General features: G+C 71.1%; 10 protein-coding genes. 7 read left to right on the top strand and 3 right to left on the bottom strand.

The annotated features are described in order from the left end of the window. The first annotated feature begins 9 nt into the window (after window positions 1-9). Window positions 10-2739, top strand: coding sequence for a methionine synthase (metH, locus tag JI739_RS13240; RefSeq protein ID WP_201684387.1), 2730 nt, complete (start codon window positions 10-12; stop codon window positions 2737-2739). A 131-nt stretch (window positions 2740-2870) separates the two neighbouring features. Here metH and JI739_RS13235 read toward each other — a convergent pair whose 3' ends face one another. Both JI739_RS13235 and JI739_RS13230 read right to left on the bottom strand, forming a co-directional pair. Continuing rightward, complete coding sequence (locus JI739_RS13235) at window positions 2871-3587, bottom strand: hypothetical protein (RefSeq protein WP_201684386.1); 717 nt, start codon at window positions 3585-3587, stop codon at window positions 2871-2873. 84 nt (window positions 3588-3671) lie between these two features. After that, on the bottom strand, window positions 3672-5201 hold the full coding sequence (locus JI739_RS13230) for a YifB family Mg chelatase-like AAA ATPase (protein WP_201684385.1): 1530 nt from the start codon (window positions 5199-5201) through the stop codon (window positions 3672-3674). 214 nt (window positions 5202-5415) lie between these two features. Between JI739_RS13230 and JI739_RS13225 the strand changes: the two genes are divergently transcribed. The 3 genes from JI739_RS13225 to JI739_RS13215 are packed head-to-tail and all read left to right on the top strand — an operon-like array spanning window position 5416 to window position 7987. Next, window positions 5416-6177, top strand: a complete 762-nt coding sequence (locus JI739_RS13225; protein ID WP_201684384.1) for a TorF family putative porin — start codon at window positions 5416-5418, stop codon at window positions 6175-6177. A 45-nt stretch (window positions 6178-6222) separates the two neighbouring features. Continuing rightward, window positions 6223-6561, top strand: a complete 339-nt coding sequence (gene glnK / locus JI739_RS13220; RefSeq protein ID WP_201684383.1) for a P-II family nitrogen regulator — start codon at window positions 6223-6225, stop codon at window positions 6559-6561. 25 nt (window positions 6562-6586) lie between these two features. Continuing rightward, the gene (locus JI739_RS13215) at window positions 6587-7987 is read left to right on the top strand and encodes an ammonium transporter (protein ID WP_201684382.1); all 1401 of its coding nucleotides are present in this window, start codon (window positions 6587-6589) and stop codon (window positions 7985-7987) included. 100 nt (window positions 7988-8087) lie between these two features. Here JI739_RS13215 and JI739_RS13210 read toward each other — a convergent pair whose 3' ends face one another. Further along, window positions 8088-8774 (bottom strand): hypothetical protein, encoded by a 687-nt coding sequence (locus JI739_RS13210; protein ID WP_236589549.1) that lies wholly within the window; start codon window positions 8772-8774, stop codon window positions 8088-8090. 54 nt (window positions 8775-8828) lie between these two features. On the opposite strand from JI739_RS13210, the gene JI739_RS13205 reads away from it, so the two are divergent. The 3 genes from JI739_RS13205 to glcF are packed head-to-tail and all read left to right on the top strand — an operon-like array spanning window position 8829 to window position 12112. Continuing rightward, a complete protein-coding gene (locus JI739_RS13205) occupies window positions 8829-9758 on the top strand; it encodes an SMP-30/gluconolactonase/LRE family protein (RefSeq protein ID WP_201684380.1) in 930 nt (309 codons plus the stop codon). A 29-nt stretch (window positions 9759-9787) separates the two neighbouring features. Then, entirely contained in the window at window positions 9788-10885 is a 1098-nt protein-coding gene (gene glcE / locus JI739_RS13200) for a glycolate oxidase subunit GlcE (RefSeq protein ID WP_201684379.1), read from the top strand. Then, window positions 10886-12112 (top strand): glycolate oxidase subunit GlcF, encoded by a 1227-nt coding sequence (glcF, locus tag JI739_RS13195; RefSeq protein WP_201684378.1) that lies wholly within the window; start codon window positions 10886-10888, stop codon window positions 12110-12112. The last annotated feature ends 16 nt before the right edge of the window (window positions 12113-12128 follow it).

Raw genomic sequence — 12128 nt, 5'->3', positions numbered from 1 at the left:
CAGGTGACCATGCAAGATCCGAATCCATCCTCCATTCCCCCGCTTCGGCTAGCCGGGCTCGAGCCGCTATCCATCGGCGCCGGCAGCCTCTTCGTGAACATCGGCGAGCGCACCAACGTCACCGGTTCGCGCGCCTTCGCCAAGCTGATCCTCAATGGCCAGTTCGAAGAGGCCCTGGCCGTGGCGCGGCAGCAGGTCGAGAACGGCGCCCAGGTCATTGACGTGAACATGGACGAGGCCATGCTGGACAGCCAGGCGGCCATGGTGCGCTTCTTGAACCTGATCGCCAGCGAACCCGACATCGCCCGCGTGCCGGTGATGGTCGACAGCTCCAAGTGGGAGGTGATCGAGGCCGGGCTGCGCTGCCTGCAGGGCAAGGGCATCGTCAACTCCATCAGCCTGAAAGAGGGCGAACAGGCCTTCTGCCGGCAGGCCCGCCTGGTGCGCCGCTATGGCGCGGCAGCCGTCGTGATGGCGTTCGACGAGCAGGGCCAGGCCGACACCTTTGCCCGCAAGACCGAGATCTGCGCGCGGGCCTACCGCATCCTGGTGGACCGGGTGGGCTTCGCGCCCGAAGACATCATCTTCGACCCCAACATCTTCGCCATCGCCACCGGCATCGAGGAGCACGACAACTACGCGGTCGACTTCATCGAAGCGGTGCGCTGGATCAAGCAGAACCTGCCGGGCGCCAAGGTCTCGGGCGGCGTGTCCAACGTGAGTTTCTCGTTCCGCGGCAACGACCCCGTGCGCGAGGCGATCCACACGGTGTTTCTCTACCACGCCATCCGCGCCGGTCTCGACATGGGCATCGTCAACGCCGGCATGGTCGGTGTCTACGACGATCTCGACCCCGTGCTGCGCGAACGGGTCGAGGACGTGGTGCTCAATCGACGCCCGGACGCCGGCGAACGCCTGATCGAGGTGGCCGAGGCGGCCAAGGGCGCGGCGCGCGACGACAGCCGCCGCAACGAGTGGCGCAACGCACCGGTGGAGCAGCGGCTGTCGCATGCGCTGGTGCACGGCATCACCGACCACATCGTGGCCGACACCGAAGAGGCCTGGCAGGCGGTGCTCGCACGCGGCGGCCGGCCGCTGCATGTGATCGAAGGGCCGCTGATGGACGGCATGAACATCGTGGGCGACCTGTTCGGCCAGGGCAAGATGTTCCTGCCCCAGGTCGTGAAGTCGGCCCGCGTGATGAAGCAGGCGGTGGCGCACCTGATCCCCTACATCGAGCAGGAGAAGCTGGCGCAGGAGGCCGCCGGCGAGGACGTGCGGGCCAAGGGCAAGATCGTCATCGCCACTGTGAAAGGCGACGTGCACGACATCGGCAAGAACATCGTCACCGTGGTCCTGCAGTGCAACAACTTCGAGGTGGTGAACATGGGGGTGATGGTCCCCTGCCACGAGATCCTGGCGCGGGCGAAGGTCGAGGGCGCGGACATCGTGGGCCTGTCGGGCCTGATCACGCCCTCGCTCGAGGAGATGCAGGTGGTGGCCAGCGAAATGCAGAAGGACGACCACTTCCGCCTGCGCAAGATTCCGCTGCTGATCGGCGGCGCCACCACCAGCCGGGTGCACACGGCAGTCAAGATTGCGCCGCACTATGAGGGGCCCGTGGTCTACGTGCCCGACGCCTCGCGCAGCGTGAGCGTCGCGCAGAACCTGCTGTCGGACCAGGCGGCGCGCTACATCGACGAGGTCAACGCCGACTACGACAACGTGCGCCGGCTGCACGCCAGCAAGAAGCGCACGCCGCTGTGGCCGCTGGCGCAGGCGCGGGCCAACAAGACCCCGATCGCCTGGGCCGGCTACCAGCCGCCCCGGCCCAAGTTCCTGGGCCGCCGCGTGTTCCGCAACTTCGACCTGGGCGAGCTCGCGCGCTACATCGACTGGGGACCGTTCTTCCAGACCTGGGACCTGGCCGGCCCCTTCCCGGCCATCCTCAAGGACGAGGTGGTGGGCAGCGAGGCGGTGCGGGTGTTCTCGGATGGCCAACGCATGCTCAAGCGGCTGGTCGAAGGCCGGTGGCTCACCGCCCAGGCCGTGATGGGCTTCTGGCCCGCCAACAGCGTCGACGATGACGACATCGCGCTTTACACGGACGAATCGCGCGAACACGTGGCCATGACCTGGTGGGGCCTGCGCCAGCAGGCCGAGAAGCCGGTCGTGGACGGCGTCACCCGCCCCAGCCGCTGCCTGGCCGACTTCGTGGCGCCGCGTGGCGTGGCACCCGACTACGTGGGCATGTTCGCGGTCACCGCCGGCATCGGCGTGGACAAGAAGGAGCGCTACTTCCTGGACGACCTCGACGACTACTCGGCCATCATGCTCAAGGCCCTGGCCGACCGCCTGGCCGAGGCGTTCGCCGAGTGCCTGCACGAGCGGGTGCGCAAGGACCTGTGGGGCTATGCGCCGCAAGAGGCGCTGTCGTTGGAAGACCTGATCGCGGAGCGCTACGCCGGCATCCGCCCCGCACCCGGCTACCCGGCGTGCCCGGACCACAGCGTCAAGCGCGACATGTTCGACCTGCTACAGGCGCACGAGGTGGGGATGGAGCTGACCGAGAGCCTGGCCATGATGCCGGCGGCCAGCGTGAGCGGCTTCTATCTGAGCCACCCGGACAGCGTGTATTTCAACGTCGGCCCGATCGGCCAAGACCAGTTGGAAGACCAGGCCCGCCGGCGTGGGGCGGACAAGGCGGTGCTGGAGCGGCTGCTCGCGCCCAACCTCTGAACCGGCGGTGGGGCTCTCCATCCGGCGGCAGGGGCGGCTCGACGAAGCCATGCCGCGGGCCACGGTGGCCACGCCGTCCGCCAGGCGCTGTGATCCGGCCTGCGAGTGGCGCCGCCGGGTGGTGGCGGGGATCAGATCCATCCGGCGGCCGGTCCAGGCGGCGGGCCGTCCGCCGGGCGTGCGACGGCCGGGACATCTTCCACGACTTCGATGGACGCCTCCTGCCGCAGGGGCGCCTTCAGCTGGAAAAGGCAACAGCACAGGCCCTGGGCCAGCGTGAGCGCCGCCCCCAGCATCGCGGCCGAAGACACGGCGATCTCGCTGGGGTCCTCCGCACCACAGGCGATATCCATCTGGGTCCGGCCGATGACGATGAGCAGCGCCGCCAGGCTGATGCCGTCGGCGATGAAGCCGATACCCATCTGCCGGGCACGCTGCTGCTCGGTGTGGCCGCATACGACGCGGGCGAGGCTGATCAGCGAAGCGGCGCCACTGAAGCCCGCGGCCACGGCCATCGCCGGCATGGTGCGGCTGCAGCCGGCGGCCCAGTCGGCCCCGGCGGCCACCAGAGCGAACTTGGTCAGCGCCGCTGCCGGCGGGAGCGCCCGCAGAGTCTCGGGCCAGGGGCTCAGCCGCCAGTTCGGGGGCGCAAGCGGCCCGGTCCGTTCGACGGCCCCCAAGGTGGACTGCAAGGCTGCGGCGGCCGGCGACAGCGGCCGGGGCGGCTCCTGCACGGAGGGTCGGCGGGAGGACACCGGCGAGTCCAGCGCGTTTCCGGACTGGACGAATAGCTCGGAGGTGAAGGAGGCGCTGGGTCGTCGAACCCCGGTGGTCGCTCGATGGGTCATGTGGGCTGGTGGATCACGATGCGCGGCCATGCGGTGGCCGCGCGCCTGAGTCGGTTTTCCAGGGGCGTGGTTCCCTCCATCGCATCAAGCAGCCAGCGGCCCGCGCCGCAGCTGCACCGCCTCGGCGGCGTGCGCGGGCTCGATGGCATCGCTGCCGGCGAGATCCGCGATGGTCCGGGCCACCTTCAGCGCCCGGTGCAAGGCGCGTGCGCTCCATCCCAGGCGGGCGGCAGCGGACTGCAGGAAGTCGCTGCTCGCCCGGGTCAGGCCCTGGCGGGCGTCCTGCAGCTCCTGCGGCTGCAGCGCCTGGTTCGGCTTTCCCTGCCGCTGCAGCGAGCGCGCCCGCGCCGCATTGCACCGCGCGCGCACGGCGGGACTGGCTTCGCCCGGTGCAGCGTCCAGCAGCTCCTGCGGCGGCAGGGCCGGCACCTCCACCTGCAAGTCGATGCGGTCCAGCAGCGGCCCGCTCAAGCGTCCCTGGTAGCGGCTCACCTGCTCAGGCGCGCAGCGGCAGGCGCGGGTGCGGGCGCCCAGCCATCCGCAGGGGCACGGGTTCATGGCCGCCACCAACTGGAACCGCGCCGGGAACTGCGCGCTGCTGGCGGCTCGGATGATGCGGATGTGCCCGGTCTCCAGCGGTTCGCGCAGGGCCTCCAGCGCGGCGCGAGGAAATTCGGGCAGCTCGTCCAGGAACAGCACCCCGTGGTGCGCCAGCGAGATTTCGCCCGGACGCGGCGGCGACCCGCCACCCACCAGCGCCACCGGGCTGGCCGAATGGTGTGGGCTGCAGGTGGGCCGGCGGGCCCAGCGCTGCGGACTGAACTGCCCCGCCAGGCTGGCGACCGCGGCGCTTTCCAGCGCCTCGCCCACGGTCATCGGCGGCAACAGCCCCGCCAGCCGCTGCGCCAGCATCGACTTGCCGGACCCGGGCGGCCCGATCAGCAGCAGGTTGTGCGCGCCGGCCGCAGCGATCTCGAGCGCCCGGCGGGCCAGCGCCTGGCCCTTCACGTCGACCAGGTCGGGGTACTCGTCCGCAGCCGCCGGGGCCGTGCCACGGACGGCCCCGAATCCCGCGTCGTCGCCCGGCGCCGGCGCTCCCGGCTGGAAGCGGCGCACCACGTCCAGCAGGTGCGCGGCACGACAGACCCGTGCGCCCGGCACCAGGGCGGCCTCCTCGGCACTGCCCGGCGGCAGCACCAGGGCCACGGGCGTGTCGCTGGCGTGCAGCGCCAGGCTGATCGCCAGGGCGCCGCGCACCGGCCGCAGCTCGCCCGACAGCGACAGCTCGCCCATGAACTCGTAGCCGGCCAGCGCCGCCGCGTCGACCTGCCCGCTGGCGGCGAGGATGCCCAGCGCGATCGGCAGATCGAAGCGGCCCGAATCCTTGGGCAGGTCGGCCGGCGCCAGGTTGACAGTGATCCGCTTGTTGTGCGGAAAGTCCAGCCCGCTGGTCAGCAGGGCGGCACGCACCCGCTCGCGCGCTTCCTTCACCTCTACATCCGCCAGTCCGACCAACGTGAAGCTGGGCAAGCCGTTCGCCAGGTGGACCTCCACCTGCACCGGGGCCGCCTGCAACCCCTGCAGCACCCGGCTGCGCACCACTGACAAACTCATCGCTTTCACCTCCCGGCCCGGATATTAGTTCTTCGGTATTCACCGCCTGCACGGGATTGGGGCGGAGGCGAGCGGCTGAGTGCGCCGCGCCGGTGCATGCCGCACCCGGTGCGGCACCGACTGCGTCCAAAGGTGTGCATGCCACCGTCCGCAGCCGGTGGCACGGCTCGTGCTTATGGGCTGCGTCCCCACCCTAAGAACCGACGGAGCACCCATGAGCCTTCAAACCACTGCCTTCTTCCTGTCCACCCTGGTCTTGTCCGGCACCGCGTTTGCCCAGGCTGCGCCGGCCACTTCCCCCTACGAGATCTCCTACAACGTGGGCGCCGTGAGCGATTACCGCTACCGCGGCATCTCGCAGACCGCCCGCAAGCCGGCCCTGCAGGGCGGCGTGGACTTCGCCCACAGCAGCGGCGTGTATGTCGGCCTCTGGGCCTCCACCATCCGCTGGATCCGCGACAGCGGCCCGGACCTGGACGGCCGGGTCGAGGTGGACATCTACGGCGGCTACAAGGGTGCGCTGACCGACGCCATCAGCTATGACGTCGGCGGCCTGCAGTACTGGTATCCGCGCAACGACTACGACCGCGTGGGCGTCAACGCCAACACCTTCGAGCTCTACGGCGCCCTCACCGCCGGACCGGCCACCCTGAAGTACTCGCACGCGCTGACCGAGCTGTTCGGCACCCCCGGCAGCGAAAACAGCGGCTATCTGGATCTCAGCGCCAGCTTCGACGTGGGCAACGGCTTCTCGGTCGTGCCGCATATCGGCTGGCAAAAAATCCGGACCGTCGGCACCTACCGCGACTACTCGCTCACCCTCGCCAAGGACTTCGGCGAGGGCCTGGCCGCCACGGTAGCCGTCGTCGGCACCAACTGGGATGACCGCTTCGGCGCCCCCTACCAGTTGCCCGGCAGCGGCGGCCGCGACCTGGCCAAGGCCGGCCTGGTGGTGGGCGTGAAAAAGACGTTCTGACCCACCGGCCCCGCTTTTTTCCCGCATCCGCTCAAGGAGCCAGCCATGAAACTCGTCACCGCCATCATCAAGCCCTTCAAGCTCGACGAAGTGCGTGAGGCGCTGTCCGCCATCGGCGTGCAGGGCATCACGGTCACCGAAGTCAAGGGCTTCGGCCGCCAAAAGGGCCACACCGAGCTCTATCGCGGCGCCGAATACGTCGTCGATTTCCTGCCCAAGGTCAAGATCGAAGCAGCCGTCTCCGAGGACCTGGTCGAGCGCGTCATCGAGGCCATCGAAGGCGCGGCACGCACCGGCAAGATCGGCGACGGCAAGGTCTTCGTCTACGACCTCGAGCAGGTCATCCGCATCCGCACCGGCGAGACCGGCCAGGACGCCCTTTAACCCACCCCTTCACGAGAGAGCACACATGCGAAAGCTTCTTGCCTGCCTGGCCCTGGGGCTGGGCCTCCTCACCGGTGGCGGCGCCGCGCTGGCGCAGTCCACGGCACCCGCCGAGGCCGCGCCGGCCGCTGCCGCGGCAGCTCCGGCCGCCACGCCCGCCGCCGCCCCCGAGGCGGCCGCTCCGGCCGCCTCGGCCACACCCAAGATCGATTCCGGCGACACCGCCTGGATGCTCACCTCGACGCTGCTGGTGATCATGATGATCATCCCCGGCCTGGCGCTGTTCTACGGCGGCCTGGCCCGCTCCAAGAACATGCTGTCGGTGCTCATGCAGGTGTTCGTGGTGTTCTCCCTGGTCAGCCTGCTGTGGGCGATCTACGGCTACAGCTTCGCCTTCACCGGCGACGGGCGCTTCTTCGGCACCGCCGACAAGCTGTTCCTGTCCGGGGTGAACCTGGAGAGCTTCGGCGCGCTGGCCACCATCCCCGAGTACGTGTTCGTGGCCTTCCAGGGCACGTTCGCGGCCATCACGGTGGCCCTGGTGCTGGGCGCCTTCGCCGAGCGCATCAAGTTCGCGGCGGTGGTGGTGTTCGCGGTGCTCTGGTTCACCCTGGCCTACGTGCCCATGGCCCACATCGTCTGGGGTGGCGGCCTGCTGGCCCAGGACGGCGCGCTGGACTTCGCCGGCGGCACCGTGGTGCACATCAACGCCGGCATCGCCGGGCTGGTGGGCGCCTACATGGTGGGCAAGCGCATCGGCTACGGCAAGGAAGCCTTCATGCCGCACTCGCTGACGCTGACCATGGTGGGCGCCTCGCTGCTGTGGGTGGGCTGGTTCGGCTTCAACGCCGGCTCCGCCGGTGCCGCCAACGCGGCCGCCGGCCTGGCCTTCATCAACACCGTGCTGGCCACCGCTGCGGCCACGCTGTCGTGGATCAGCGCCGAGTCGATGATCAAGGGCAAGGCCTCGATGCTGGGAGCCGCCTCGGGCGCCGTGGGCGGACTGGTCGCGGTCACCCCGGCCGCCGGCTTCATCGGCCCCATGGGCTCCATCGTGATCGGCCTGGTCGCCGGCGTGGTCTGCCTCTGGGGCGTCACCAGCCTCAAGCGCATCCTGGGTGCCGACGACGCGTTCGACGTGTTCGGCGTGCACGGCGTCGGCGGCATCGTCGGCGCGGTGCTCACCGGCGTGTTCGCGGCGCCCGCGCTGGGCGGCACCGGCGGCCTGACCCCCGATACCTTCGCCATGGGTGCCCAGGTCTGGGTGCAGGTCAAGAGCGTGCTCTTCACCGTCGTCTGGTCCGCGGTGGTCGCCTTCATCGCCTTCAAGGTCGCCGACCTCACGTTCGGCCTGCGCGTCTCCGAGGAACAGGAGCGCGAGGGCCTGGACATCAGCAGCCACGGCGAAACCGCCTACCACCGCTGATACGCGATGCCGGGGCCGCGCCGGGAGGCGGCGCCCCGTCATGCAAGTCATCTCCTCAGGTTTGGCCCGCCCCCCGGCGGGCGTTTTTTTGCGTGGTCCGTCAGGCTGCCGTGTCGGTGGGCGCCAGCGGCGCGCGCAGCTCGATGGTGTCGCCCTGGCGCGTGAAGCGAACGCCGTCGGCCTGCGCGAGGGCCTGCACCTCGTCGGCGCTGAGCGGCCGGTAGGGCATCTCGCCGGCGTCGAGCTCGCCGCCGTCGGTCGGCTCCAGGGTCAGGCGCAGCAGCACCTGGCCACCGTCGGGCTCACCGTGCAGCGTGATCTCGGCCGGGGGCCCGGCCTCATCCGACAGCAGCAGCAGACAGGCCGGCAGCAGGTGGCGCCAGGCGGCGCGCTGGACCGGCCAGTCCGCGCCCCGCAGTTCGCTGCGCAGGCTGAAGCCGCGAAAGCCGAGGCTGCTGCCCAGGAGGGCCGTGGCCTCGTCGACGGCGGACTGCAGCGGGACCACCCGCCCGGGTTCGGGCGCGAACCAGCCGATCACGTCGCGGCAGGCCTGCGAGGCCGTGCGCGACAGGCCGGTCATGCGGGTGACGCCGTCGCGGATCTGGTCCAGGTTGGGCTCGGGGGCGCGCAGGCGGCGCTCCACGATCTCGCCGGCCATGGCCACGGGCTGCAAGTGAGCCATCAGCTCGTGCCGGATCGCGAAAGCAATGCGCCTGAGCAAGGCAAAGCGCGCGGCCTCGACCGCAAGCGGTTCGCAGCTGGGGGGGTGGGGGGCTGGGGTGGACATCGGCGGCCATGTTAGGGCCTGCGCGCAGCGCGCGGGGCGCACAATCCCCGGCGCATGAAGATCCTGCACTGGCAACGCGTCGGCCACCAGACGCACCAGGTCGGCGAATCGCCGTTCTGGCACCCGGACGAGCACCGGCTTTACTGGCTGGACAACGAGGCCGACCAACTCTGGCGCTCCGCCGGCGGGCACCAGCGGCCGGAAAGCTGGGCCATGCCGTCCAGCCCCGGCTGCATCGCTCCGGCGCGCAGCGGCGGCCTGGTGATCGCGCTGCGCGACGGGATCTACCGGGCCCGGCAGTGGGGCGGGCCGCTGCAGCGGCTGGCACCGGCACGGCACGACCCCCGCAGCACCCGATTCAACGACGGCAAGGCCGACCCGCAGGGGCGCTTCTGGGCCGGCACGATCTACGAGCCGCGCGACCGTCCGGATGCGGCGCTCTTCTGCCTGGACGCGCGGCCAGGGCGGGGCCCCGCGGCATCCTTGCGCCGGGTGCTCGGCGGCGTGACCAACGCCAACGGCCTGGCCTTCGCGCCCGACAGCCGCACCCTCTACTGGGCCGACACCACCCGCCACCTGGTCCGGGCCTGGGATTTCGATGCGGCCACCGGCACGCCGGCCAACGAACGCGTGTTCCACCGCTTCGGCGCCAAGCCGCCCGGCTGGCGTGCCGGCCAGGCCGGTTACGGCGGCCGACCCGACGGCGCAGCCATCGACGCCCAGGGCAACTACTGGTGCGCGCTGTTCGAGGGCGGCCGGCTGCTGCAGCTGTCGCCCACGGGACAGGTGCTGCAGGAGCTGCCGCTGCCGGTGCGCTGCCCGACCATGCCCTGCTTCGGCGGCCCCGACCTGCGCACCCTGTTCCTCACCACGGCCAGCCACAAGCGGCCGGCCGACGAGCTGCGCCGCCTGCCGCTGTCGGGTCATGTGCTGTGGACGCGGGTGGACGTGCCGGGCCGGCCGGTGGACTTCTTCGTCGACTGAGCACCGGCAGGCACTACCATGGGCGCCCCATGGAAGCCGCCCTGCCCGCCCTGCCCGCGCTGATCGAGCGCATCCGCGACTGCGCCGCCGCGCGCCGGCCGCTTCGCCTCCGCGGCGGCGGCAGCAAGGATTTCTACGGCGAGCCGGACACCCCGGGCGAGTTGCTGTCCACCCGCGGGCTGTCCGGCGTCATCGCCTACGAGCCCAGCGAACTGGTGGTCACCGTGGGCGCGGGCACGCCGCTGGCCGAGCTGGAGGCGCTGCTGGCGGCACACGGCCAATGCCTGCCCTTCGAGCCGCCGCATTTCGGCGGCGCCGCCACGGTCGGCGGCATGGTGGCGAGCGGCCTGTCGGGTCCGGCGCGCGCCAGTGTCGGCTCGGTGCGCGATTACGTGCTGGGCCTGAAGCTGGTCAACGGGCGTGGCGAGATGCTGGTCTTCGGCGGCCAGGTGATGAAGAACGTCGCCGGCTACGACGTCTCGCGCCTGATGGCCGGCGCGCTGGGCACGCTGGGGCTGATCACCGAGGTCAGCCTGAAGGTGCTGCCGGTGGCACCGGCCGAGACCACGCTGCGCTTCGAGATGAAGCAGGCGCAGGCGCTGGAGCAGCTGCATCGCTGGGGCGGCCAGCCCCTGCCGCTGAACGCCAGCGCCTGGGTCGAGGACCAGGGCGTGTCGGTCCTCTACCTGCGCCTGCGTGGCGCGCGCGCGGCGGTGGAGTCGGCGTGCCGGACCCTGGGCGGCGAGCGCCAGGACGAGGTGGCGGACGACTGGCGCGGCGACCGTGACCTGGGCCTGCCTTGGTTCAGCGAGCGTCCGGACCACGACCTGTGGCGGCTCTGGGTGCCGCAAACCGCTCCACCCTTGTCCTTGCCCGACACGCCCTATGTGAACTGGCACGGTGGCCAACGCTGGGTGCGCGCCGCTCCCGATGCCGGCCCGGCCCTGCGCGAGGCGGCCCGGGCCGTGGGTGGCAGTGCCACGCTGTTCCGCGCTTCCAGTCCGCACGGACGCGCGCCGCGCTTCGACCCACCGGCGCCGCCCCTGGACCGCATCCACCGGCGGCTCAAACACGAGTTCGATCCGGCCGGCATCTTCAATCCCGGCCGTCTTTACGCGAGCCTCTGAATGCAAACCCAGCTGTCGCCCGAGTTCAAGGGCACGCCCGAGGGCGACGAAGCCGAAGCGATCCTGCGCAAGTGCGTGCACTGCGGCTTCTGCACCGCCACCTGCCCCACCTACCAGCTCTGGGGCGACGAGCTGGACGGGCCGCGCGGCCGCATCTACCTGATCAAGCAGGTGCTGGAGGGCGCGCCGCCGACGCGGGCGACCCAGTTGCACCTGGATCGCTGCCTGACCTGCCGCAACTGCGAAACCACCTGCCCCAGTGGCGTGCAATACGGCCATCTGGTGGACATCGGCCGGCGCATCGTCGAAGAGCGGGTGCCCCGCGGCGCGGGCTCGCGGGCGCTGCGCACCGCGCTCAAGGAGGGCCTGACCTCGTCGCTCTTCGGCCCGGCCCTGCGGCTGGGGCAATCGGTGCGCGGCGCGCTGCCGGCCGCGCTGCGCCAGAAGGTGCCGCCGCGGCAGGCCGCCACCGCCTGGCCCAGCCGCAGCCACGCACGCAAGGTGCTGCTGCTGGCCGGGTGCGTGCAACCGGCGATGGCGCCCAACATCAACGCCGCCACCGCCCGCGTGCTCGATGCCGCGAACATCCAGGCACTGGTGGCGGACGCCGCCGGCTGCTGTGGCGCGGTCAAGTTCCACCTCAACGACCAGGACGGCGGCAAGGCGCAGATGCGCGCCAACATCGACGCCTGGTGGCCGTTCGTCGAGAGCGGGCAGGTCGAGGCGCTGGTGATGAATGCGTCGGGATGCGGCGTCACGGTCAAGGAGTACGGACACCTGCTGCGCCATGAGCCGGCCTACGCGGCCAAGGCCGCGCGCATCAGCGAGCTCACGCGCGACCTGAGCGAGCTGCTGCCGGCGCTGGTGCCCTTGCTGCAGCCGCGGGTGAAACCCCGCCCCGAGCTGGTCGCCTGGCATCCGCCCTGCACCCTGCAGCACGGGCAGCAGCTGCGCGGCGGCGTGGAACGGTACCTGGGCGAGCTGGGCCTGCGGCTGCAGGTCGCGCCCCAGGAGTCGCACCTGTGCTGCGGCTCGGCCGGTACCTGGTCGGTGCTGCACCCGCAGGCAGCGAACGAGCTGCGGGACCGCAAGCTGGAGCAACTGAAGGCCTTGCAGCCGGTGGCCATCGCCTCGGCCAACATCGGCTGCATCACCCACCTGCAGTCCGGCACCGCCCTGCCGGTGCGGCACTGGATCGAGCTACTGGACGAGGCACTGGCGGCCTGAAGAGCGCGGCGCCTCC

It is taken from the genome of Ramlibacter aurantiacus, from assembly GCF_016722895.1.
Taxonomy (GTDB): Bacteria; Pseudomonadota; Gammaproteobacteria; order Burkholderiales; family Burkholderiaceae_C; genus Ramlibacter; species Ramlibacter aurantiacus.
The sequence above is the reverse complement of the archived record's forward strand: the minus strand, read 5'-3'. Positions and strand labels throughout refer to the sequence as shown.

Coding starts and splice junctions, on each gene's coding strand:
- metH (WP_201684387.1), top strand. CDS start 10: ATGCAAGATCCGAATCCATCCTCCATTCCCCCGCTTCGGCTAGCCGGG.
- JI739_RS13235 (WP_201684386.1), bottom strand. CDS start 3,587: ATGACCCATCGAGCGACCACCGGGGTTCGACGACCCAGCGCCTCCTTC.
- JI739_RS13230 (WP_201684385.1), bottom strand. CDS start 5,201: ATGAGTTTGTCAGTGGTGCGCAGCCGGGTGCTGCAGGGGTTGCAGGCG.
- JI739_RS13225 (WP_201684384.1), top strand. CDS start 5,416: ATGAGCCTTCAAACCACTGCCTTCTTCCTGTCCACCCTGGTCTTGTCC.
- glnK (WP_201684383.1), top strand. CDS start 6,223: ATGAAACTCGTCACCGCCATCATCAAGCCCTTCAAGCTCGACGAAGTG.
- JI739_RS13215 (WP_201684382.1), top strand. CDS start 6,587: ATGCGAAAGCTTCTTGCCTGCCTGGCCCTGGGGCTGGGCCTCCTCACC.
- JI739_RS13210 (WP_236589549.1), bottom strand. CDS start 8,774: ATGTCCACCCCAGCCCCCCACCCCCCCAGCTGCGAACCGCTTGCGGTC.
- JI739_RS13205 (WP_201684380.1), top strand. CDS start 8,829: ATGAAGATCCTGCACTGGCAACGCGTCGGCCACCAGACGCACCAGGTC.
- glcE (WP_201684379.1), top strand. CDS start 9,788: ATGGAAGCCGCCCTGCCCGCCCTGCCCGCGCTGATCGAGCGCATCCGC.
- glcF (WP_201684378.1), top strand. CDS start 10,886: ATGCAAACCCAGCTGTCGCCCGAGTTCAAGGGCACGCCCGAGGGCGAC.